Here is a 22,953-nt window from a genome sequence, read left to right as displayed (position 1 = left end):
ACGAATTACTGATTACGAATTGCTCCCCAATTCGTAATTCGTAATTCGTAATTCGTAATTGTCTCAAATGCTTACCATCGCCCTCGAACAAGCTGCTTTCCGCGCCTACCATGGCCTCTATCCGGAAGAAACAGTGATCGGCAACGATTTTCTGCTCGATATATCCGTTCGTATACCTGGCTCCGTTGCCATCGATGACCTCACAGACACCGTCAACTACCAGGGAATCTACGAAATAGCAAAAGCCATCATGGCACAACCTAAACCCCTGCTGGAAGAAGTAGTGTACGCGCTCTCAGACGCCCTGAGGGAAAGGTATCCCTCCATTCAGCACAGTACCGTTACCCTCCGGAAACTGAACCCGCCCATGGGCGCCAGCGTCCGTAACTCACTGGTGTCACTGGCGAAGGACTACTAAAATACACCGCCGCCCCGCACTAATTATTTGTAATTTTCGTAGATTTATAGCAACAAGTAAATCAAGTATTTCTTATCCTGCTAAAAACAGTCCTATGATGAAACGGATGCTGACAATTTCATTCCTGCTCTGCGCTGCATTATTTGCAAAAGCCCAATCGGTGGATGAAATGGTGGAACAGGCCAAACAACTGGAACTTCAGATGAAGGAAGAAGCAGCCCTGGAAAAGGACAAGGAAATACTGAAAATACAACCCGGTGAAGTAAGAGCCATGAACCAGGCCAGCCAGATGTGCTCCCGCATTGGTAACCGCCAGAAAGATAAAAGCGCTAAAACAAACTACTTCAACCAGGCTAAAACATATGCACAGTCGGCCCTGAAAGTGGCCCCCAACAATGCAGACGCCAACCTCGCCATGGCCGTGGCCATGGGTCGTATGGCCCTCATCTCCGGCGCCAAGGAAAAAGTAGCGGCCTCCAAAGACGTTAAGAAATACGCCGAACTGGCAATTAAATTCAATCCTAACCTCGCACAGGCTTACCATGTGCTGGGTAAATGGAACTATGAAGTAGCCAATCTCAACGTGTTTGAAAGAGGCGCCGCCAAAATGCTCTTCGGCGGCCTGCCGGACGGCTCGCTGAAAAATTCCATCGCCAACTATGAAAAATGCCGGCAGCTGGACCCATCCTTTCTGCTCAATTATTATGAACTGGCCCGTGCCTATAAGGCAGACGACCAGCAGGACAAAGCCATCGAAGTGCTGAAAAAAGCCCTCTCACTCCGCAGTATCTACCAGGACGACGCCAGCATCAAAGCAGACTGTAAAAAAATGCTCGACGATCTTCAATAGGAATTACGAATTACGAATTGAGGGCTGTTTTATGGAAAGGTTACTAACTGACCGCTCTATAAGAAAGCCCTCAATTCGTAATTCGTAATTTTCAAATCACCTTCCCTTTCCATTTACCACTTTTCAGATACCAGGCGCTGAGTCCGAATATCAGTATCCAGTAGATGAAATCCGCCCCCCATGCAAGATGCAGCGGGCTGCGCATCCTTTCTATCACGATATCGCAGTAAATCATATATCCCACCACCGCCGTACACTCGGTCAGGAGGTTCATCCGCGTATTGCCCGTGCCGGTCACCCCGCTGAGCACTACCGCCGCTACCGCCATCAGCAGGGTGCTGAGGGTGATGATGCGGATAGAGGGGATGGCCGCCGTAATCAGCGTGGCGTCGTTGGTGTAAATATGCAACAGGGTGTACGGGAAGAGATTGACCAGGATACAGATGACGGTAGCGCAACCGAGACTGATGGCTGCAATATTTTTGATGACCTTAAATACAAGGTGTTCCTTGCCCTGCCCGATAATATTGCTCACCATCGTATTGCAGGTGGCCGCCAGCGCCCAGGTGAAAATGCCGAAAAAGCCGAAAATGCTGCGCAGCATATTGGAAATGGCCAGCGGCCTCTCTCCCAGGTGCTCGATAAAAATGAAAAAGACAAACCAGCTGCCGATACTGAAAAGAAACTGCACGATCAGCGGGGCAGACACGTTGAGAATGTTCCGGATGATCTCCCAGCGGGGCTTCAGATAGGTGAATAAACTATACCGGATATGGTATTTTTTCAGGAAAATGATACTGAAAGCCACCGAACAGCCCGTGATCTCCGCAATAATAGACGCAATCGCCGCCCCGTTGAGCCCAAGGGCAGGCATTCCCAGTTTTCCGAAAATCAGCGTATAGTCGAAGAAGATATTGATCGTTTCCTGGCACAGCGAAGTAATGGCCAGTACCCGGGAGTTGCCGCTGCCGATGTAAAAGGCATTGGCCATGCTCAGCATCATCAGGAAGGGCAGTCCCCAGATACGGATACGGATGAACGAAACCGCGGCGGAAAGGATTTCCTGGTTGTGAAGTGTTTTGGAAAAAAAGTAAGGAGCTACCGCCAGGGTGAGCAGGATGGCCGTCAGGGCGAAGACTGTGCCCACTTCCAGCCCGTTGGCGAAAAGCTGGCCGATACTGCTGTACTGCTGCTGCCCGGCCCGGCGCGCTATCAGTACCTGCAGACCGTTGTTAAGCCCGTAAGCGATCATATACATCACCAGGTAATAGATACCGGCAATACCGTTGGCCGCCAGCTCCAGCTCGCCCAGCCGGCCCAGGAAAGCGGTATTGGTCATGTGGTTAAACTGAGGGATAATCAGCGCCAGGCATATAGGGGCGGCAATTTTAATGATCTGCCGGTTGTTAACTTCGAGTTGCATCGTGAAATGGGTCTGATATTCATCAAAAAACAAAGATATCGCCTCCGCAATTCACTAAAAAGATTATTATTGTAATTCATTTGAATGGTTAAATATGCCCGTGGCTTACAACATCCATCCTGCATTTACAGTAGATGATGAAACCTTACTGGAGACCGATCTTACCGCCTGCCACCTGCTGGTGCTGGTAGGTAGCGGTACTTTCAGTTATGTGGTGTTTGATCCCGCAGCGAAAAAATTCCTGGCGCTTAAATCCTATCATTTCCAGCCTCAGAAGCTGGCTGTGGCCGACCTGGAGATGATAGAAGAGGTGTTTGACGCAGACAAACTGCTGTTTACCGCCTTCAAATCCATCCTGCTGGCTTTTGATACCGGCGGGGGCGTTCTGGTGCCACAGGTATATTACATGCCTTCCCTGAAAAAAGAATACCTCCACCTGTCACAACCGGAGAAGATGCAGGAGGCCATCCTGGCCGATCTGATGCCGGGACAACCGATGGTAAACATCTTTAGTGTGGACAAAGACCTGCTGGGATTCCTGCGGAAGGAGTTTTCCACCGATCTGGTGGTACATGCCAATTCCGCCCTGCTGCAGGCTTATCCGCTGGACCTGGACTACCGGGCGGCCCAAGGCATCGCTTTCGTGCATGTGCAGCGGCATACCTTCACCCTTACCATATATGTGAACGGCAAACTGATGATCCAGCAGGACGGCGAGTACCAGGCAGGACTGGATGTGGTGTACCAGCTGGTTAACACCCTGCGGCAGCTGGGACTGGACGAACAGCAGGTGAAAGTGAAGCTGGGTGGAGTGGTGGCTACCGACAGCGTGGTATACCAGGAGATGTATAAATTCATACCCAGCCTGGAATGGGTACAACGATTGCCGGGATTCAGCTATGTTACGCCCATGCAGGAAATCCCGGGCTATTATTTTCATAACCTGTATGCGTTAGCATTATGCGTATAATCGGAGGAGAGCGTGGGGGCAGAAAGATACAACCGCCTGCAAAAATGCCTAATACAAGGCCAACGACAGATATTGCCAAAGGCGGACTGTTTAATATCATTGAGAACAATCTGGATATTCCTTCTTTAAAAACACTCGATATTTTCGGCGGTACCGGCAGCATCAGCTATGAGCTGGCTTCCAGAGGCGCCACCGATATGACCATCGTGGAGAAAGACCCGTCGATGGCTGAATTTATCACGAAAACAGCGCAGTTGCTGGACATCCCCACCCTGAAAGTAATACGGATGGATGTTTTTAAGTACCTGCAGCAATGCACCGAAAAATTCGATTTCATCTTTGCCGACCCGCCTTATGCCATGGACGCCATGTACAAACTGCCGGGGATCATTTTTGAGCAACAACTGCTCAACCCCGAAGGCTGGCTGGTGATAGAACATACCCGGCAAAACGACTTCCGGGACTATAGTTATTACCGCTCCGAAAGGAGCTACGGCGGTACCACCTTCTCGATCTTTATCAACCGGGAAGAGCTGAAACGCTGATCCGTTATCTTAAATGCATCAATTTTCCATGAGAACTTGTTTATTTCCGGGCACCTTCGATCCCATTACGCTGGGCCATACCGATATCATTAACAGGGGGCTCGACCTGTTCGACCGGCTGGTGGTAGGCATCGGCACCAACAGCAGCAAAACACCGATGTTTGCACTGGAGGAACGTATCGCCTGGATCAGGGAGATCTATAAAGACGACCCACGGGTGGAAGTGGCTGTTTACCAAGGCCTTACCATCAACTTCTGCAAGGAAATCGGGGCTAATTTCATCCTGCGGGGTATCCGGTATGTGAGCGATTTTGAATATGAAAAAGCTATTGCCGATGTGAACCGGACCATCGCTCCTGAAATAGAAACGATTTTCCTGACCACCATACCGCAGTATTCCAGTGTGGCCTCTACGCTGGTGCGGGACATCTACCGCCACGGCGGCGACGTGGAACCCTTCCTGCATAAAGTAGTGCTGGAAGGACTCAAAAAACATAAGCAATAACTGTTAAAGTACTTACTATGAAAGCGATCTGGCATTCCCTGGACGTATCACTGGACACGCTCAACGAGCTGGGGGCAAATACCATGGGAGCATACCTGGGAATGGAGTTTACAGAAATAGGACCGGATTATCTGAAAATGATGATGCCGGTAGACCACCGTACCAAACAGCCTTACGGACTGTTGCATGGCGGCGCCTCCGTAGCCCTGGCGGAAACCGTGGGCAGCATGGCCTCCGCGCTGATCATCGATCCGGAAAAACAAATGTGCGTGGGAATGGAAATCAGTGCCAACCACCTGCGGGCGGTGAAAGAAGGATATGTGCATGCCATCGCCAGACCTCTGCATATAGGCGCCACCAGCCATGTATGGGATATCCGTATCACGGACGACCAGCATAAGCTCATCTGTGTGAGCCGGCTGACCATGGCTATTCTCGCTAAAAGATAAAAATTACGAATTACGAATTGAGGGTTCATTGTCAGAGAAGTTACTAGTAACTTTTCGTTAAGCGGGCCTTCAATTCGTAATTCGTAATTGATTTACAAGCCTTCCGCCTTAAATACTTCCCGGATATTCTCGTAGGAATATTTGAGGTACTTCTCCACGTTTTCCGGTTTTATCCATTCTATATCCTGGATATCTTCTTCGATCTGCGGCACGGTCAGTTCAGTACCCGTGAACTGCATGCGGTACCAGTGGGTATGTTTCAGTACCTTTTTTGTCTTCATGGGATAGTAATGAAACGTTTCCGTGATTTTATGGGTCAGGGCGATGGTATGTAACCCTGTTTCCTCCGCCACTTCGCGGACGGCACAGGTTTCAAGGTCTTCGCCGGGGTCCTGTTTCCCTTTGGGGAGGTCCCATTTGCCTCTGCGGAACATCATCAGCACTTCGCCGGAAGGGTTGGTGATCAGGCCGCCGGCCGCCACCAGCACGGTAAAGTGGAGAGACACTTTTTTAAACAGCTGCTTCACGTCTTCTGTGATAAACACGGCTGCTTCCTTTTTGCCTTCTTCCATTTTCTGCAACACCCTGGCTATTTTTTCCGTGTCGGGGTTCTGGTAAACCTTGGCCCCGTTGATGCCTGCCGGTATGTGCTGTTCACTTTCGCTGATAATGAGGGGGCGCTCATTCAGGTAGATCGTCATGTTTGCTTGCATGATACAAATTTAGACATTTGGTTATTTGGACATTTAGATATTTTGGATTTAATGAAAACACGTCCGTCGGTAAATATCCAAATATCTAAATGTCCAAATAACCAAATGTTTTAACTTTGGCGCCGTATGAGTACAGTAAGCGAAAAACAAGTGGCAGAAAAACTGCTGCAGGTGCAGGCCGTAAAGTTGAGCCCTGCCCAGCCTTTTACATGGGCCTCCGGATGGAAATCCCCCATCTATTGCGATAACCGGAAGCTGTTGTCCTTTCCGTATGTGCGGGACTATATCAAATCTGAGTTGTGCAATACCGTTTTTGAAACATACCCGGATGCTGCAGTCATTGCAGGCGTGGCTACCGCCGGTATCCCTCATGGCGCACTGGTGGCCGATCAGCTGAAGCTGCCATTCATCTACGTTCGCTCCAAGCCAAAGGAACACGGTATGGGCAACCAGATCGAGGGCGTATTACAGCCTGGTCAACAGGTAGTGGTGGTGGAAGACCTGATCTCTACGGGCAAAAGCAGCCTCGAGGCGGTGCAGGCGATCCGTGCTGCCGGTGGGGAAGTGATCGGTATGGTGTCTATCTTCAACTATGGTTTTGACGTGGCGGTAAAAGCATTCGAAGCTGCCGGCGTACCGTTTAAATCGCTGAGCAACTACAACGCCATGATTGCCCTCGCAGAAGAGAAAGGCATTGTGTCCGGTGATGAGATCAGTACCCTCCAGGCCTGGAGAACAGCGCCGGACCAATGGGGGAAATAGGATATTACTTTTTTTGTATATTCGGTTGTCAAAATCTATACTATGCGTATCGTAAAATTAGTAATGCTGTTCCTGCTGGCGAGCGTAAGCGTGGCCATGGCGCAGCAGAAGAAAAAAGCCCTGCTGACTGCTAAAATCAGTACGCCAACTGTGCAGTGTGAATCCTGCAAAAACCGTATCGAAAGATACATGTCCCAGGAAGAAGGCGTTGAGTCTGTAAAAGTGGATTATAAAAAACACGTAACGACTGTCAAATACTGGGATGACCGTACGAACATCGAAAACGTTAAAACAGGTATTGCCAATGCCGGTTATGACGCCGATAACGTAACTGCCAACCCGGAAAGCTACGCGAAATTGCCCAAATGCTGCAAAAAGCCGGAAGATGGCGGCGGCATGGAAAAGAAAAAGCACTAAGTCTTTATAAGATAACAACACCCGGGAAGGGACACTTCCCGGGTGTTTCAATGAGCCCGTAATTCCCCGTTATTCCCCTCAAATTGCCCGGATTGCTCAATTTTTCAACTTTTCTGCTATTTCCTGCATTCTCTTTAACCCGTTCAAGCATCACTTAGGCGCCTTACAGCAGCTGCTGGCTACCGTGTCGGCTGCAGGTCTGCCGGCTGCCCTGCAGAAAATCGGGACCTCACAGATGGATATGTACACCGGCGAGCTGTCGCCCGAAACTATTTTCAGGGAAGTGATCACCCAACTGGCGGCGCAGGATATGCACCTGCCGGCCACTTTTGCTGCCGCCGTAGCGGCACGGGACGGTTATGTGGAAATTGCGCTGTCGGATACCTCCCGCTGGGTGCTTCGCCTGTCGGATGACCCGGAGCGGTTTATTCATCTTCACCCGGGGCGTTACAGTCCGCATACACAGCGCATCAAGGCGGCCGCGCTGAAAACAGCCATGGCTTACAAGGCGGCGGCCAGGAATGACCAGCTCACCGGGGACCTGCTGCCGGATATGAATGCCGTCAGGGCCGTTGCGGGATTGTCGCCGGTGCGGAGCCTCGCGGATGCACAACATTTGCTGAAAATTATCCATTTGATATCCCCGTTTTCCCAGGGCTAACGCCCCGGGCGACGATATTATTCAGACCCTTTTCATGGAAGGGGTTATCGTTGCCGGGAATGATGCTTATCTATTTGATTTAAGCGGCGTCTGGGATAAAAGTCTCTGAAAAGTGGCCGCGCCGCTTAAAAAACGTACCATCGTCAAGCTCCAACCCCTTACAATCTGCCTGTTCCAACCCTGGACTGCTGAGTTTTCTTTCAGGGTGCCCAAATCCCCAATTTCCGGTTCCCTTCTTTGCTTATCACAGGCTGACGTTTCCGCTAAATAAAAAAGCTCCGGGTCTTCCCGAAGCTTTCTGACAGCCAGACTGTCAACTTATCGTGGCCCGGGCTTCAGCCCTGGGAGCTGTTCGTCAGAAAAAATTCAGTGCCTGTTTGGTTTCGCATTTAATAGGGAAGGGGATGAAAATTCCGCCTTTGCCCACTTTGCAGTTACCGGTGGCTTTTATGGTGACTTCCTTGCTGGAGAAAGCGGTAAAGGCGTTCTTCAGCACGTTCGCCATGTTGACTTCCAGTTTCACCGGGAAATAAAAAGTGTCTTTTGCCGGGATGCTGATCATGGTGTCCTGCAGGGAACGGCCCACTTCGGTATCGTCGAAATAGACATTAAAATTGGCGTCTTTTAGTTTCAACTGGTAATTGTTCGGGTTATAATATGCCAGGGTCAGCCGTACAATGCTCTTGGACATACCCATCTCATCCATTTGCAGATTAGCGACTCTTACAAATTCCAAATCCTTCATTTTTTCGCATGAGCTCGTTAGACCCCAGGTGGCGATAATGATCAAAATCAGGCGGATCGTTTTCATTGTTATCGGTGAACTTTTAATCTTCAAACCTACTGCAAAGGTTTTATTTATCAAAAATCCGGAAACGAATTGGGAAACATTTAACGGGGAGTTATGGTGGAGCCGGGTAGGGGCGTCTATTTGTATAATCTAAAAAATAAATATAAAAAAATATTTTCTTTATGATTCTTTTCTATCTTTAAGATCCTTCCTGAGCTTGCTTAAAATCATCGCGCGAGCAACTAATTTCTTTAGTATTTTTGCATTTGACTGCCATTTTACTTTAATCGGTGAAATACTAATTTCGTTAGCATATGAATAACTATTCTATGAATTGTTATCCAGTTACTTGAAATTAATTGTTAAATAGATAACTCTAAGTAGATCAGCAGCTGCAACTATTCATTTCCGCACAGGCGGGCAAAAAATTTGACATTATGACAGAGAATGCAAAAAGTGAAGTATTATTAATTGAATCACAATATTTTCCACCGATTAGCTTCTACAAAACTTTAACTAACCACGATATATTACAGATTGAGAAATATGAGCACTACCAGAAGCTCAGTTACCGGAACCGCTGTTATCTCGCCGGCCCGAATGGCCGCATGATTTTAAGTGTGCCGCTCACCCGTGGAAAGAACCAGCGGACTGTGATGAAGGATGTCCGGATCAGCAACGAAGAGAAATGGCAGTCGCTGCACTGGAAAACGCTCGTGTCTGCTTATCGCCGCTCTCCCTGGTTTGAATATTACGAGGAAGATATGCAGGGGCTGTTTGAAAAACCATTCCATTTTCTGCTCGATTGGAACATGGCCTGCTTCGAATGGGTAAACAGCAAGCTCGGCATTAACCCGGTGATCCGCTTCACCGAAAGCTACCAAAAGGATGTGCCCGGTGTAACGGACGCGCGTGAACTTATTCTGCCCAACGCCCCTGCACCGGAAGAGGCGCCGCAATACACCCAGGTGTTCCAGGAACGTGTCGGTTTCCTGCCTGATCTGAGCATTCTGGACCTGCTTTTCTGCGAAGGAAAACAGTCAATGTCGGTCATCAATAATGCTTAATAAATATTAAATAATTTTATTTAATTTGTTGATTTATAATTGTTTGTATATTTGCGCCCATGTTGACCAGTAGTCCGGCGGGGCCCGCGGAAAAAAATTACTGCAGCAATCAACAAAATATTTAGCTTTGCAACCAATTTTGCTGGGTTTCGAACTGACGTAGGTGTGTAAACCAGGAGTTTCCAGCGAGGAAAAGGAGCATTTATCCTGTAGTTTATTTTATTACCAATTCATTTGCAGATTTAAATGAACAACACCTACACCGACCTCGTTAAACAGACTTTTGAATTCCCCCAGGAGGGCTTTGAAGTAAAAGACAACTACCTGGAGTTTAACGGTTTGGACATTAAGGCGCTGATTGACAAGTACGGAACGCCTTTTAAGTTGACCTACCTTCCTAAAATCGGGATGCAGATCAATAAGGCAAAGAAGATGTTCCATGATGCCATCAAGAAGAACAGGTACGACGGAAATTACTATTACTGCTATTGTACCAAAAGCTCGCACTTCTCCTTTATTATGGAGGAAACCCTGAAACACGGGGTGCACATCGAAACCTCGTTTGCTTATGATATTGATATCGTAAACAAACTGTATGAGAAAAAGAAGATCAACAAAGAGACGTTTGTGATCTGTAACGGTTTCAAAACGAAAGCCTACACCAGGGCCATTGCCAGACTGATCAACAGCGGCTTTAAGAATGTGATCCCGGTGCTGGACAACAAAGAGGAACTGGAAGATTACAAACGGAACATCCGGATAAAAGATAAAGTGAAACTGGGTATCCGCGTTGCTGCGGAAGAAGAGCCCAGCTTCGACTTCTATACCTCCCGTCTGGGCGTGCCTCCCCGTGATATCCTCGAATACTACGTCGATAAAATCAAGGGAAATGAGAAGTTTGAGCTGAAAATGCTGCACTTCTTCATGAACAAGGGTATTAAGGATGATATTTATTACTGGTCTCAGTTCAACAGGGTGATCAACCTGTACTGCCAGCTGAAAAAGATCTGCCCGGAACTGGACAGCATCAACATCGGCGGTGGCTTCCCGATCAAACACTCTCTGGGCTTCGACTATGACTATAATTACATCGTTAACGAGATTGTAGCCAACATCAAAAGCACCTGCAAAAAGAATAAAGTACCGGTTCCGGATATTTATACCGAATTCGGTTCCTTTACAGTAGGAGAGAGCGGCGCTGTGATCTACAGCGTGGTTGGTGAAAAAATGCAAAACGACAGGGAGTCCTGGTATATGATCGACAGCTCTTTCATTACCACCCTGCCGGACACATGGGGTATCGGGGAGAAATTCCTGATGCTGCCGATCAATAAGTGGGACCAGGAATACCAGGAAGTGCATCTGGGTGGTCTTACCTGCGACGGATACGATTTTTATACATCTGAGGAACATATCAACGCGGTATTTTTACCGAAACAACAGCCGAGCGGAGAACCGCTGTACATCGGTTTCTTCCATACCGGCGCCTACCAGGACCAGCTGAGCGGGTATGGCGGTATCAAACACTGCCTCATCCCATCCCCCAAGCATGTGATTGTGGGATACGATAAAAACGGACAGCTGAAGGACTGGTTGTATGCGAAAGAACAGACAGCTCAGAGCATGTTGAAGATTTTGGGTTATTAAAAAAATGGGTTAGTAATCCTACTGAAAGCCCCCCGATTTTTCGGGGGGCTTCTTTTATAGGTGAAAGTTTAGGGGCAAAAAAAAGGACTTTCATTGCTGAAAGCCCCATCCATGGCATAGGTTAGATGATGTCCAATAGCATAAGGACAATAGGAAATAATTTGATATCACAAATATAGTGTAGCCGTTCACGCTGGATAAGACCTAAAAGTTGTAATTTTTTATAATCTGTTGTTGTGCTATTTGAATCGTTTTGTGTTAATATAATATCAGGTCATTTACAAATCATTAACATTTACGCGGTCTTTCAGGAGATTAGCTGTTGGGGTTTTTTAGAGAGAACTAACGGATACAGGGAGTAAAAAAATGTTATATCTCACACAGACGTGTAGTATTAGTCTTCCTGGGCCTCATTGAGATAGCTGATTGCGGAGCCGCATTGTTTTTCTATTTCAGTGAAACAGGCGTCCAGCAGCTCCGTTTCGCCCTTTATAAAAGCGGCTTTGCCGGAACGGGAAAACCCTTTTACCAGCAGGAACTGTTTGGTAAGGTTCTGGTTGATCAGCGACAGGTGCTGCTTTTGTTTTTCCAGGGTGCGCTGCTGTTCCATAGAAATGATATTCCTGTAGTATTGGCCCAGTGCACGGATCAGGAAGAGCATATAGAGGATTACCGTGACAGGGTTGGACATCAGCTGGAAGGTGTCGGAGTAACCGGAGCTGACATATACGGTAATGCCGTTGATTTTTATGTATGCTACCGCGCAGAGGTAGGCGCAGAGGAGGCTGCATAATACGAGCGCAGTCCGTATGCTGACCGTAATATAAGCCAGCAGGATGCTCATCGACCATACGATGGCATACCGCGGGGAAAGGTCCTGGTTGTTGAGAAAAGAAGAAAGAATGGGTATCAGTAACGTGCAGCAGGAGGTGATCAGTCCTACCACCCGGGCGGCCACTCCACGGCTCAGCAGGTAAAGGCAGACCGACAATACCGTTGCCAGACAAGGGATCAGTACCAGGTTGACCTCATTCTGGCTGATCATGGCCAGCAGCATAACGGGGAACAACAGTAGTATGTAAAAAAAGAGATAGTCAAAGATGAGCCGGAGCTTCGCCTGTTCATAGGTGTCCTCGGTATGCTGCAATACATTGCCGATCACTGCTTTTTCCGAGCTGAGGTAAATGCTCTTGGTAAATAACCAGGCATTCCTGAAATGCTTTGCCATTAGCGCTTGCTTAAAGGAGCAAATTATCGTATTAATCCGCAACAGTTGATTCAACGTTTGTGTGAATTATACACATATAAAAAAGGAGGCACCAGATGGTACCTCCTTTACTAACCCCCATGTTTGGGACAGCTTCCGGGAGGAAGCCATCCTGTATCCCTTATTCCACTACTATCTCTTTGGGAGCATCCTGTTTGTTTTCCTTTTTGGAAAGGGTCACTTTCAGGATACCGTTTTCATATTTTGCCTGGATCCTGTTTACGTCCACAGTTTCAGTGATGCTGAAGGAACGTTTGAAGGATTTGAAGTTAAACTCGCGGCGCACTTGTTTGTCGCCTTCGGTTTTAGCTTCCGCTTTTCTTTCTGCGCTGATGGTAATCGCCTTTTCATCTGCACTGATCTTAAAGTCTTCTTTCACAAAACCGGGTGCTACTACATCCAGCAGAAATGCGTCTTTCGTTTCTACGATGTTCACCGGAGGATGGGTGGTAAAGAAATCGCTGGTCAGGAAATCGTCTTTTACATATTTGTTCCATCCGCCGTTAAAGATGTCTTCAACTAATCTGGGAAGAGGGCTGTGGTTGAATTTTACGTGTGTCATGGTTTTTATTAATTTTTTAGTGGTGAAATCAATTTTGTTGTTCAACGACGGTTACAGATCAAATGGGATACCATGCCAGTAAAACTGCTATTTTGTTAGTAAAATGGTTACAGATAGTGACAATGTGTCATTTTGATTGTTTGTATTGTGTCAAAAAGTCTTTTTGGGAGACGGATTTTTTACTTTTTGCTCCTATATCTTTAACTTTGTCGAAAATCTTAACACAAAAAACTATAATTATATGTATCCTGCGGAATTAGTTATGCCTAGAAAGGCTGAGTTGACTGATAATGGATTTGAGGAGCTGCTGACCTCCGGCAGCGTAGATGACACGCTGAAGAAAGAAGGTACCACGCTGGTAGTAATAAATTCTGTATGTGGCTGCTCTGCTGCCACTGCTCGTCCGGGTGTACTGATGGCTGTTGCGCACAGCGAAAAGAAACCGGACAGACTGACCACTGCTTTTGCGGGTTTTGATCTGGAAGCGGTACAACAGATCCGTACGCACCTGATGCCTTATCCTCCGTCTTCTCCTTCCATTGCGCTGTTTAAAGACGGACAGCTGGTGCATTTTATCGAACGTCACATGATCGAGGGCCGTTCAGCACAGATGATTGCTGCCAACCTCGCTGACGCGTTTGAACAATATTGCTAATATTTTAATTCCGGAATTCCAATTCAGAATTTCGAAATTACATCGTACTTTGGTGGTTTGATTTTCCTTATTGACTAATTCGGCTTTGTTCATAGGAAAACTCAGATCACCAATTTTTTTTAGGCTATGTATCCTAATTTATATTACGCTTTCAGAGACCTGTTTGGCATAGAGATCCCTGCTTTCAAAATCCTTCAGACATTTGGCTTTTTCGTGGCCGTTGCTTTTCTCGCGGGGGCCTGGGTATTAACAAAAGAATTGAAGCGCCGTGAGCAACTGGGCTGGCTGAAGCCTGTTGCTGAAACGGTGATGACAGGCGGTCCTGCCGGTACCGGCGAATATATTACCAACGGTATTCTGGGTTTTCTGCTGGGCTGGAAAGGGTTCGGACTGATCCTCAACTGGGACACGGTGTCCCAGAACTTCCAGGGTTTTATCCTCTCCGGGGAAGGCAGCTTCCTGGGCGGTCTCGCCGTAGCGGCCCTGCTGATTTTCCTGAAGTACAACAGCTCCAAAGGCAAAAAAGGAACCGTAGCCAAAAAAGAAACAGCGAGCATATGGCCTCACCAGCGCGTGCCGGACATTATTGTGATGGCGGCCATCGCGGGCCTGCTGGGCGCTAAAGTGTTTCATAACCTCGAGAACTGGAACGATTTTGTACAGGACCCCATCGGCGCTTTACTATCTTTCAGCGGCCTGACGTTTTACGGTGGCCTGATAGTCGCTACTGTCGTGATCCTGCGATATGCCCGTAAAAAGCAGATCGGCATCAAACACCTGATAGACAGTGCCGCGCCTGCGCTGATGCTGGCTTATGCCATCGGCAGAATGGGCTGTCAGTTCTCCGGCGATGGCGACTGGGGCATCTACAACAGCGCCTACATTACCGATACCACCGGCCACGTAGTACAGGTGGCGCCGGCGGAATTCAGCAGCGCCGTACAACGTAACATCACCTTCTTTCAGCAGCAATACAGCGATACCGCTCACATTCCCCATGCGGCATTCCCAAAACCGGCTGCCCTGAGCTTTCTGCCCGACTGGTTTTTTGCTTCCGGGTACCCACACAACGTGGTGAATGAAGGCGTACCCCTGCCGGGCTGCGACGGGCCTTACTGCCGCGTGTTGCCCGTTGGCGTATATCCTACACCGTTATATGAGATCCTGGCTTGCCTGATCCTGACAGGCGTGCTTTGGGCAATCCGCAAAAAAGTTACCGTACCGGGTGTCATCTTCGGTATCTATCTCGTACTGAACGGCCTGGAACGTTTCTTCGTTGAAAAGATCCGTGTCAACACGAAATACAATATTTTTGGTTTTCATCCCACGCAGGCGGAGATCATCTCTTTCCTGATGATTGTCGGAGGCATTGTCTGGATATGGTATTGCCGTAAAAAAAATGCAGCTGTCACAACAGCTGCCTGATATTGAGTATGCAACGTCATTCAGCACTGATACCCTTGTCGCATGAGCATAAGCGCCTGTTATTTGTATGCCGCTACCTGAAGAAAGATGCTGCGCCCTATGAAGGTTTTCCGCTGGAAACGCAGGCCCGGTTTGAATACATGGTGAAAGTGTTCCAGGAACTGATGGTGCCGCACATTCAAAAAGAAGAATATCTCTTTGAGAAATGTACCGGTCACGATCCCCGGGTAGATGCGCTGATCGCCGAACTGCAGGAAGAACATCGGGTTATTTCCGGCATGTACAGTGCTATCACCGAAAGCACCCGGCTGGAAGACGATATGGACAAAATAGCCACCAGCCTGGAAACCCATATCCGAAAAGAGGAACGGGTGTTTTTTGAACTGGTCCAGCAAATATTGCCCGGTATTCTCGAAAATATCCGCTGGGAAAAATAAAAAATGCTATATCTTGTTATAAGAACAATGAGAGGTTTCTGCAAACAGGCACAGCCGTTGCGAAAACCGATCCCTTTTATCTGTGCGCCTTGATGGCAGCCAACTGTAGTAATTTTATCCCTGTCTTATTAAGACCTTGCATGTCCATTTTTTGTTGAGCTGTTAAACCATCAATCGGTTTTATGTGGAAGGCTTTTGCATATTTTTTATTCACTTGTTTAGCAGTCGTTTCCCGGGCTTTTGCCGGCGTCGGGGAAGATAGTCTGAACCGGTATGACATGCTCGATCCGGAAGACAAACTTTGTGCTTCGTTTATTTACCAGCAGGGCACCGTAGTGCTGAACAACGGCGTGGTGCTGTCGGTACCTGAAGGATACCGTTTCCTGGACGCGGTACAGGGACGCACACTGGTGGAACGTCTCTGGGGCAACCCGCAAAATCCCGGCTTCCTGGGACTCTTGCTGCCACAACCGGGCAGCCGGCCGGACAGCATCCTCTTCGGGATCGAAATTTCCATGGACGAAACAGGGTATCTCAGTCAACAGGAAGCCCTGCAGCTGAATTACACCGCGCTGATGCAAAAGATGCAGCAGCACCTGCAACAGGAAAATAACTGGCGCAACAAAAAAGGGCTGAGCACTGTGACGGATATGTACTGGGCACTGCCGCCGGCATACCACGAAACCGACAATACCCAGCACCTGGTCCGTATCCTGCAATTGGGAAAAAATGTTTCCTTCCTGAATTATGAAATGCGGATACTGACCCGTACGGGCGCGCTGTCGCTCACGGCAGTGGCCAATACCAGTCAGCTTAACACATTGCAGACGCTGATGCCCGCCATGGTAGGCAACATTCATATGCCGGTAGGGCAACGTTACCTGGATTTTAACCCCCATACCGACCAGATCGCCGCCTGGACTGAAAGAGTGCTGCGAATGGGAGAGCTCCTCGACGCCCGTCATTTCTTCGAATGGCTGTTGAATACCTGGCTGTTCGTAGCGGTATGCCTGGTAATGGTCCTGTTTATATACCTGATGCAGTATTTTCACCGCCGCCGGGAACTGCCAAAGCAGTTTTTCCATGTGGATGAGCGATTGAACTAAGGCTTTAGGCGACTTTCGCCCCGGGGTGGCTCCACCCTTTAATGGACGCTCTTTCGGGGATGCGCCCCCCGATTATTTATTTCATTCTGAAAGTGCCTTCCCTTTTATATGAATGGTCCGGGTAGCTACCCTGGGGCCGCTGATCTCCCTTTTTTACCGCCTGTCCCCTCCATTCGCCTCCGGAACTTCCCCGGCTGTTGGCCTGAAACATTTCCTTTTTTGGGTCGTCTTCTTATTGTTCCAGTTACATATTACCGTTCATCCCTTGTTATAGACCGTTCGTGTAACAGTTAGGTACTATGTATTGCATGATACCTACTTTTACAATGTAGTTGATAAGCTACTGTAGTTGACAAACCACTGTAGTATATTAACCAAGGTTCTCTAAGAATGGAAAATCAGCAAACCAACTGAGCAGTAACCAGGAACGATCTAACATCTAAAAAACCAGAAAATTCTAAATCCGCCCTTATATGAAATCAATTTTTAAAGCGTTTGCATTAACAGCAGGAATGATAAGCGCTGCGTTAACTTCCCAGGCACAAAACGGACCCAAAGTGGCCGGTAAAATCATCCGGGCAGGTGAACAACCGGTGGAATTTGCCACTGTAACGCTTTTAAAAGCCGGCGACTCTTCTCTTGTAAAAGGAGCGATCGCAGATATCAATGGTAAATATGAATTCGAGCAGATAAAACAAGGTAAATACCTGATCGCGGCAGCAGCCGTAGGCATGAACAAAGCCTACAGCAAGCCGTTTGAGGTGGGCGCCGCTGGCGTTGCAGTACCCACTCTGGCCATGGAAGCCGCTTCCAAAAGCCTGAAAGCGGTAGATGTAACCGCCCGCAAACCTTTTGTAGAACAGAAAGCCGACAAAATGGTGGTGAACGTGGAAAGCAGCATCACCGCCGCAGGCGGCAATGCGATGGAGGTATTGGAGAAATCTCCTACCATCAACGTAGACAAGGACGGTAACATCTCCATGAAAGGTAAAGGTGGCGTGATCATTATGATCGACGGAAAGCCCACCAATATGTCTTCACAGGAAGTGACAGAGCTGCTGAGAAGTATGCCCGCTTCCAACGTGGAACAAATAGAACTGATTGCCAATCCTTCCGCCAAATATGATGCTGCCGGTAATGCCGGTATCATCAATCTGAAACTGAAAAAGAACAAAAACTATGGTACCAACGGCAGCCTGAACCTGGGCGTTTCCCAGGGGATCAGAGGCCGCGCCAACGGCGGCATCAACCTCAACCACCGCAATGAAAAAGTAAACCTCTTCGGTTCCTATAATTATAATCATCGGGAACAGCAGCAGGATTTGGGCGTATATCGCACCATGACCAACGACGGCCGCTACCAGGTGTTTGATCAGCGCACTATCTCCGAGCGCAAGTCAGACTATCATGCCGTGAAACTGGGGATGGATTATTTCGTCGCTAAAAATCACACCATCGGTGTGATGGCTGACCTGGCCCGCCGCGACCGTAAGAGCCCCGGCGACGCTATCACCAAAATAGGAAATGGTTCCATCATCGACTCTATCCTGCGTACCCATACAACAGACAACGGAAGATGGCAGCGGGGCGCCTACAACCTCAACTACCGCGGTATCCTCGATTCTACCGGCAAAGAACTGAACATTGACCTGGATTATGCCCGCAACACCAACGAACAGACGTCTTCTATCTTCGCCTTTACCCGCGATGGTGCTGACAAAGCACTGCTGGGCAGCGACACTTCCCGTAACAACCAGCCTTCCCGCATAGAAATCAAAACAGCGAAGATTGACTATGTGCATCCGCTGAAAGGAGCCGCAAAACTGGAAGCAGGTCTGAAAACCAGCTTTGTGACGACCGATAACGACGCCCGCTTCGATTCCCTGCGTACCGGCGCCTGGGTAAGAGATGACAACCGCTCCAACCACTTTATCTATAAAGAGAACATCAACGCCGCCTATGTGAATTTCAGCAAACAGTTCAGGAAGCTGCATGTACAGGTAGGCCTGCGCGGTGAGCAAACCAATATCAGCGGTCATTCAACATCTACCCAAAACCAGCAGGAGAAAGTGGTGAAGAACGATTCCAGCTACTTCAACCTGTTCCCCAGCGCTGCGCTGACTTACCAGTTGAATAAAAACAATACCCTGGGCCTGACTTACAGCCGCCGTGTTCAACGCCCGGATTACGAAGAACTGAATCCGTTCGAGTATTACCTGGACCGTTATACCAAGGCTGCCGGTAACCCGGGTCTGAGGCCACAGTTCTCCAATAACCTTGAAATCACGCACACCTTCAAGGATTTCCTGATTACCTCACTGGGTTATACGCATACCAAAGATATGATGACGCAGATACTGGAAGCAGCGGTAGACCGGGCCAGCGGAGACACTTCCGCCGTGCGCTACCGGTACCAGAACGTAGCCAAGGCAGATAACTTTAACCTGAACGTGTCTGTGCCGATGCCGATCACCAAATGGTGGACTTCTTTTACAACGGTGTCTGTCTTATATAATATGTACGAAACAGTAGTAGACAAAAACAATGTAAAGCTCTCCTCTGCAGGCTTCTTTGGCCGTACGCAACAGACTTTCACCATCGCTAAAAACACTACCGCCGAAGCCACCTTCTTTTATGTGTCACCGCAGGTAGCGGAAGAAGGACTGTTCAGGATGAAGTCCATGTGCTCCCTGGACCTTGGTTTACAGCAGAAGGTGCTGAAGGGAAAAGGAACACTGAAGCTGAATGTGACAGACGTTTTCAACACCCAGTATTTCCGCGGCTCTTTTGATAACGCCGGCAGGACCACCTCACTCTACAGCAGAAACGATACCCGTCAGGTACGGATTTCGTTCAACTACCGCTTCGGCAACACCAATGTAAAAGCCGCCCGCAACCGTCAGACCGGCCTGGAAGCAGAACAAAACCGTGTTAAACAGGGAGGGAACTAAAGATGGTTTTTTAGGTATATATAAGGATGGAAAAACGCGGCCCTTTTCGTCAGGGCTGCGTTTTCTACCAGTATACCAGAAATCAGCTTTTCGTCACAAAAAAACAGGGTTTGGTGGATTTTAAAACAGGAAAAGCACGCTTCCCGGTAATTTTATAAAAAATTTTAAGGAGACATTACAGGTATATATCTATGTAAAATATTTATAATTAGATATTTAAGTGAATTTCTCCAATAGGCCCTTAGTATCAGTCGTAGAAAATCCCGAAAGAAAGGCCTTACCGCATGCAACCTTTTTTACAATCATTGTCTTTATAATGAAAGCATCAGCAAACAACTTGAATCAGACGCCAATAGACGGGAATGTAATTGACCGCTGCAAAAGAGGGGATGTTCGCGCATTTCGCGAACTGTATAATGCTTATGCCGCTGCCATGTACAACATCTGTCTGCGTATGACCGGTAACGTTAGTGATGCGGAGGATACCTTACAGGAAGCCTTCATACAGGTACACCGTAACATCGGCAAGCTGGAGCGCGAAGCGAGTGTGACAGCATGGATTAAAAGGATAGTGGTCAACCACTGCCTGAACAATCTCAGGAAGAAAAAAGTGTACTTTGAAGAAGTGGAAGAGGTGGAAGTAGCAGAAGAAGCAGGTATAGACGAGGATTCCTTCACCTGGACCGTGTCCGCTGTCAAATCAGCCATACACGGACTGCCGCAGGGATACCGTACTGTTCTGAACCTCTATCTGTTTGAAGACTACTCTCACCGTGAAATCGCCGACATGATGGGGATTACGGAATCCACCGTAAAAACCCAATACATGCGGGCGAAAGAGAAAGTAAGACAAATTGTAAAACAGCAAAATCTCATTCGTTAATGCCGGAAAATTTTGAAAGTTTTATCCAACAGCACCGGGACGCATTTGAGGAGCCCGGACCTTCACCCAGAGTGTGGGACGCGTTGGAGAGAGAGTTGGAGGGAGGCCGTAAAGGCAGAATAGTGTCGCTGATGGGCAGAAACTGGTTTAAAGCTGCCGTGATCGCAGTGCTGTTGGTCAACGCCGCCGTACTGTTTTATATCGCGAAGCATAAACAGCAGCAGCAGGACCTGGCAGTAGTGATACCGGAAATGCAGGACGCAAAGGTGTATTATTCCAACCGCATCAACGAAAAGCTGGAACTTATCAACGCCTATCCCGCCAGTGAGCTGGGGCTTGACAGTGCAGCACGACAAGAATTACAGTTACGTAACGATACCTATAAAACACTGGAGAATGAGCTGAAAAACAATCCGGGCAACCAGAGGATCCGGGGCGCCATGATCCGTTATTATCAGCTTAAACTGGAGCTGCTTGACAAAATCCTCGAAGAGTTGCAGGAAAAACACGCAACGCCTTCCTCTCACACAAAAAAACAATATGAAGCTGAAATTTAATTTACTGTTGTGCCTTGTATTGCCACTGTTCACATTTGCCACCAAGGGCAGCGTAACGTATAAAAAAACCATCAGGAAGGAATTCACCGTTAGCGCCGGCACGGCTTTCAGCCTGAGCAACAAATACGGCAAGGTGGTATTCCATGCCTGGAATAAAAATGAAGTGAAGGCGGTGATCACTATTACCGGTTTCGGGAATAACGACCAGGAAGCACAGGGAATTACGGAAAGCGTTAGCATCGATGCAGTCCAGAACGGCGCCAACCTGAGCCTCAACACAGTGTATACCGCCTCCAAATCCGGTTCCTGGTTCTCATGGGGCAACAAGAAGGATTCCAAGGACTACGTTAATATAGACTATGACGTATACATCCCGGAAAATCTTTCCTCGCTGAAAGTGGAAAACAGCTTCGGAGATGTGATCGCAGACAGGCTGAAATTCCCGGCGGAAATGTCGCTCAATTACTGTGCTTATGATATCCGCGACGCGGCAGATCTGCGGCTGAAAGTGAACTACTGCGACAAAGGCCGTATAGGCAAAGCCAATAAGGTGGTGCTGAAAGGGAACTATTCCGAGTTGAAAGCAGAGCAGCTGGACGTGCTGAACGTAAACTCCAACTACAGCAACTATACAATTACGAATCTGGGAATACTGAAAATCGCCGCCAACTACGATAACTATAAAATTCAGCGGGTGGAACAGGTAAGCGGCTATGTAACGTTTTCCGATACCAATATTGGTGACCTGGTGGAAAATATCAACATGAAAATAACCTATGGAGACCTGGACATCAAAAAAGTGGTGCCCGGCTTTAAGGGAGCAGACCTTGTGCTGACTTTCTCCGACCTGAAGCTGAACCTGCCGCGTAAATCACCGTTGCAGCTGGACTTTGTGATGGTCAACGGAGACCTGAATACCAGCGGCCTTGAACTGAAAAACGTGAATTCGAATAAAACAGCTTCCACCCAGATCTATAAAGCACAAGCCGGTGGTGGTGGCGAGGGTTCTCCCGTTATCAAAATCAGAGGCACCAATGCAGACGCCAGGGTGACCGGCTATTGATGCCACGGTATTCACAACGATAAGCCCATTCTAAAACCTGATTATAAATCATTTCTAAAAAAATCCACATGAAAACAATCTTTAAGTATGTAGCTCCGGCCACCCTGGCAGTGCTTTGCATAGCCCTCGTATCTTTCACCGGCATCCGTAACGAACGGGTAAGAGGAAACGGTCATATGAAATCTGAAACCCGGACAGCCGGTGACTTTGACAAGATCTCTACCGGTGGCGTATATCACGTAGAGCTGCAACAGGGCAGCACCAACAGTATTTCGATCGATGCAGAAGAAAACCTGTTGCCCTATATAGAAACGAGGATCTCCGGTGGTGAACTGGAAGTATTTACCCGTAAAGGGGTGAATATCGATCCTACCCAGAAGATTATTGTGCATGTGACCCTGCAGCAGGTAAAGAAACTGTCTGCCAGCGGCGCCTGCAGCTATACCGGTAAAGGACGTATCAAATCAGACAACCTGAAGCTGGTTTTCAGCGGCGCTACCCATGCCGACCTGGACCTGAGTGCGAGGAGCCTGGAAGTGGGCATGTCCGGCGCGAGCCGTGTGGACCTGAAAGGCAATTGTGAAAAGGTCGCGTACCAGGCATCCGGCGCTGCCAATATAGACGCGCTGGAGTTCCAGACTGATGAGGCAGAAATTGGTATCTCCGGCAGTGGTGAGGCGAAAGTGGCTGTAGCGAAAAAACTGAATGTGAGCGTGTCCGGTGTGGGCAAGGTAAGATATAAAGGCAATCCCGCCGTTAACCAGTCCGTTTCCGGTATGGGCAACGTGCGTCAAATTTAATTTTTTTTAGATTTAGATTTATATATGTCG

Annotated in this window: 25 protein-coding genes; 20 read left to right on the top strand and 5 right to left on the bottom strand. The window is 48.1% G+C overall.

All coding sequences use genetic code 11. From position 1 onward, the window contains the following. Positions 1–67: 67 nt before the first annotated feature. Together folB and HF324_RS24450 are read left to right on the top strand one after the other, a co-directional pair. The gene (gene folB / locus HF324_RS24455; RefSeq protein ID WP_168805266.1) at positions 68–418 is read left to right on the top strand and encodes a dihydroneopterin aldolase; all 351 of its coding nucleotides are present in this window, start codon (positions 68–70) and stop codon (positions 416–418) included. Positions 419–512: 94 nt separating this feature from the next. Next, positions 513–1,268 carry a tetratricopeptide repeat protein gene (locus HF324_RS24450; RefSeq protein WP_168805264.1) on the top strand — a complete coding sequence of 252 codons (756 nt, stop codon included), beginning with the start codon at positions 513–515 and terminating at the stop codon, positions 1,266–1,268. A gap of 91 nt (positions 1,269–1,359) precedes the next feature. Here the strand turns inward: HF324_RS24450 and HF324_RS24445 are convergent, their stop codons facing one another. Next, positions 1,360–2,691, bottom strand: coding sequence for an MATE family efflux transporter (locus HF324_RS24445; protein ID WP_168805262.1), 1,332 nt, complete (start codon positions 2,689–2,691; stop codon positions 1,360–1,362). A gap of 100 nt (positions 2,692–2,791) precedes the next feature. Here HF324_RS24445 and HF324_RS24440 point away from each other — a divergent pair, with 100 nt between their 5' ends. From HF324_RS24440 to HF324_RS24425, 4 genes are read left to right on the top strand one after another with little or no spacing between them, the layout of a single operon-like run. Beyond that, the gene (locus HF324_RS24440; protein WP_168805260.1) at positions 2,792–3,661 is read left to right on the top strand and encodes a DUF3822 family protein; all 870 of its coding nucleotides are present in this window, start codon (positions 2,792–2,794) and stop codon (positions 3,659–3,661) included. 44 nt (positions 3,662–3,705) lie between these two features. Further along, positions 3,706–4,206, top strand: a complete 501-nt coding sequence (locus HF324_RS24435; RefSeq protein WP_246269644.1) for an RsmD family RNA methyltransferase — start codon at positions 3,706–3,708, stop codon at positions 4,204–4,206. Positions 4,207–4,234: 28 nt separating this feature from the next. Beyond that, the gene (gene coaD, locus HF324_RS24430; protein ID WP_168805256.1) at positions 4,235–4,711 is read left to right on the top strand and encodes a pantetheine-phosphate adenylyltransferase; all 477 of its coding nucleotides are present in this window, start codon (positions 4,235–4,237) and stop codon (positions 4,709–4,711) included. A 17-nt stretch (positions 4,712–4,728) separates the two neighbouring features. Continuing rightward, positions 4,729–5,160 (top strand): hotdog fold thioesterase, encoded by a 432-nt coding sequence (locus tag HF324_RS24425; protein WP_168805254.1) that lies wholly within the window; start codon positions 4,729–4,731, stop codon positions 5,158–5,160. Positions 5,161–5,252: 92 nt separating this feature from the next. Here the strand turns inward: HF324_RS24425 and HF324_RS24420 are convergent, their stop codons facing one another. After that, positions 5,253–5,873 (bottom strand): NUDIX hydrolase, encoded by a 621-nt coding sequence (locus HF324_RS24420; protein ID WP_168805252.1) that lies wholly within the window; start codon positions 5,871–5,873, stop codon positions 5,253–5,255. Positions 5,874–5,999: 126 nt separating this feature from the next. On the opposite strand from HF324_RS24420, the gene pyrE reads away from it, so the two are divergent. The 3 genes from pyrE (at position 6,000) to HF324_RS24405 (ending at position 7,713) form a co-directional block, all read left to right on the top strand. Then, positions 6,000–6,635 (top strand): orotate phosphoribosyltransferase, encoded by a 636-nt coding sequence (gene pyrE / locus HF324_RS24415; RefSeq protein WP_078667884.1) that lies wholly within the window; start codon positions 6,000–6,002, stop codon positions 6,633–6,635. A gap of 42 nt (positions 6,636–6,677) precedes the next feature. Beyond that, positions 6,678–7,052 (top strand): heavy-metal-associated domain-containing protein, encoded by a 375-nt coding sequence (locus tag HF324_RS24410; RefSeq protein WP_078667885.1) that lies wholly within the window; start codon positions 6,678–6,680, stop codon positions 7,050–7,052. A gap of 235 nt (positions 7,053–7,287) precedes the next feature. Beyond that, complete coding sequence (locus HF324_RS24405; RefSeq protein WP_168805250.1) at positions 7,288–7,713, top strand: hypothetical protein; 426 nt, start codon at positions 7,288–7,290, stop codon at positions 7,711–7,713. A 355-nt stretch (positions 7,714–8,068) separates the two neighbouring features. Here the strand turns inward: HF324_RS24405 and HF324_RS24400 are convergent, their stop codons facing one another. Further along, positions 8,069–8,449 carry an LEA/WHy family protein gene (locus HF324_RS24400; protein WP_168805248.1) on the bottom strand — a complete coding sequence of 127 codons (381 nt, stop codon included), beginning with the start codon at positions 8,447–8,449 and terminating at the stop codon, positions 8,069–8,071. Between the two features lie 491 nt (positions 8,450–8,940). Here HF324_RS24400 and HF324_RS24395 point away from each other — a divergent pair, with 491 nt between their 5' ends. Both HF324_RS24395 and HF324_RS24390 read left to right on the top strand, forming a co-directional pair. Beyond that, on the top strand, positions 8,941–9,570 hold the full coding sequence (locus tag HF324_RS24395) for a WbqC family protein (RefSeq protein WP_168805247.1): 630 nt from the start codon (positions 8,941–8,943) through the stop codon (positions 9,568–9,570). 246 nt (positions 9,571–9,816) lie between these two features. Continuing rightward, the gene (locus HF324_RS24390) at positions 9,817–11,217 is read left to right on the top strand and encodes a type III PLP-dependent enzyme domain-containing protein (protein ID WP_168805245.1); all 1,401 of its coding nucleotides are present in this window, start codon (positions 9,817–9,819) and stop codon (positions 11,215–11,217) included. Between the two features lie 394 nt (positions 11,218–11,611). On the opposite strand, the gene HF324_RS24385 is transcribed toward HF324_RS24390, so the two are convergent. Together HF324_RS24385 and HF324_RS24380 are read right to left on the bottom strand one after the other, a co-directional pair. Beyond that, positions 11,612–12,445 (bottom strand): hypothetical protein, encoded by an 834-nt coding sequence (locus HF324_RS24385; RefSeq protein ID WP_168805243.1) that lies wholly within the window; start codon positions 12,443–12,445, stop codon positions 11,612–11,614. Positions 12,446–12,605: 160 nt separating this feature from the next. After that, on the bottom strand, positions 12,606–13,046 hold the full coding sequence (locus tag HF324_RS24380) for an Hsp20/alpha crystallin family protein (protein WP_168805241.1): 441 nt from the start codon (positions 13,044–13,046) through the stop codon (positions 12,606–12,608). Between the two features lie 262 nt (positions 13,047–13,308). Here HF324_RS24380 and HF324_RS24375 point away from each other — a divergent pair, with 262 nt between their 5' ends. The 9 genes from HF324_RS24375 (at position 13,309) to HF324_RS24335 (ending at position 22,923) form a co-directional block, all read left to right on the top strand. Next, positions 13,309–13,701 carry a BrxA/BrxB family bacilliredoxin gene (locus HF324_RS24375; protein ID WP_281354971.1) on the top strand — a complete coding sequence of 131 codons (393 nt, stop codon included), beginning with the start codon at positions 13,309–13,311 and terminating at the stop codon, positions 13,699–13,701. A gap of 126 nt (positions 13,702–13,827) precedes the next feature. Further along, a complete protein-coding gene (locus tag HF324_RS24370; protein WP_168861043.1) occupies positions 13,828–15,126 on the top strand; it encodes a prolipoprotein diacylglyceryl transferase in 1,299 nt (432 codons plus the stop codon). A gap of 8 nt (positions 15,127–15,134) precedes the next feature. Continuing rightward, entirely contained in the window at positions 15,135–15,563 is a 429-nt protein-coding gene (locus HF324_RS24365) for a hemerythrin domain-containing protein (RefSeq protein ID WP_168805237.1), read from the top strand. A gap of 182 nt (positions 15,564–15,745) precedes the next feature. After that, entirely contained in the window at positions 15,746–16,669 is a 924-nt protein-coding gene (locus tag HF324_RS24360) for a DUF2167 domain-containing protein (protein ID WP_168861042.1), read from the top strand. Between the two features lie 473 nt (positions 16,670–17,142). After that, complete coding sequence (locus HF324_RS24355) at positions 17,143–19,620, top strand: TonB-dependent receptor domain-containing protein (RefSeq protein ID WP_168805233.1); 2,478 nt, start codon at positions 17,143–17,145, stop codon at positions 19,618–19,620. Positions 19,621–19,957: 337 nt separating this feature from the next. After that, positions 19,958–20,503, top strand: coding sequence for an RNA polymerase sigma factor (locus HF324_RS24350; RefSeq protein WP_193114965.1), 546 nt, complete (start codon positions 19,958–19,960; stop codon positions 20,501–20,503). Then, the gene (locus HF324_RS24345; RefSeq protein WP_168861041.1) at positions 20,503–21,060 is read left to right on the top strand and encodes a cytochrome P450 family protein; all 558 of its coding nucleotides are present in this window, start codon (positions 20,503–20,505) and stop codon (positions 21,058–21,060) included. Before HF324_RS24350 ends, HF324_RS24345 begins: the two co-directional genes overlap by 1 nt. Next, positions 21,044–22,123, top strand: a complete 1,080-nt coding sequence (locus HF324_RS24340; protein ID WP_168805227.1) for a hypothetical protein — start codon at positions 21,044–21,046, stop codon at positions 22,121–22,123. The genes HF324_RS24345 and HF324_RS24340 overlap by 17 nt, the downstream gene beginning before the upstream one ends. A gap of 68 nt (positions 22,124–22,191) precedes the next feature. Then, entirely contained in the window at positions 22,192–22,923 is a 732-nt protein-coding gene (locus HF324_RS24335; RefSeq protein WP_168805226.1) for a head GIN domain-containing protein, read from the top strand. The last annotated feature ends 30 nt before the right edge of the window (positions 22,924–22,953 follow it).

Origin of the sequence: Chitinophaga oryzae (genome assembly GCF_012516375.2) — a bacterium.
GTDB lineage: Bacteria > Bacteroidota > Bacteroidia > Chitinophagales > Chitinophagaceae > Chitinophaga > Chitinophaga oryzae.
This window is presented reverse-complemented; position numbering and strand designations above follow the sequence as displayed.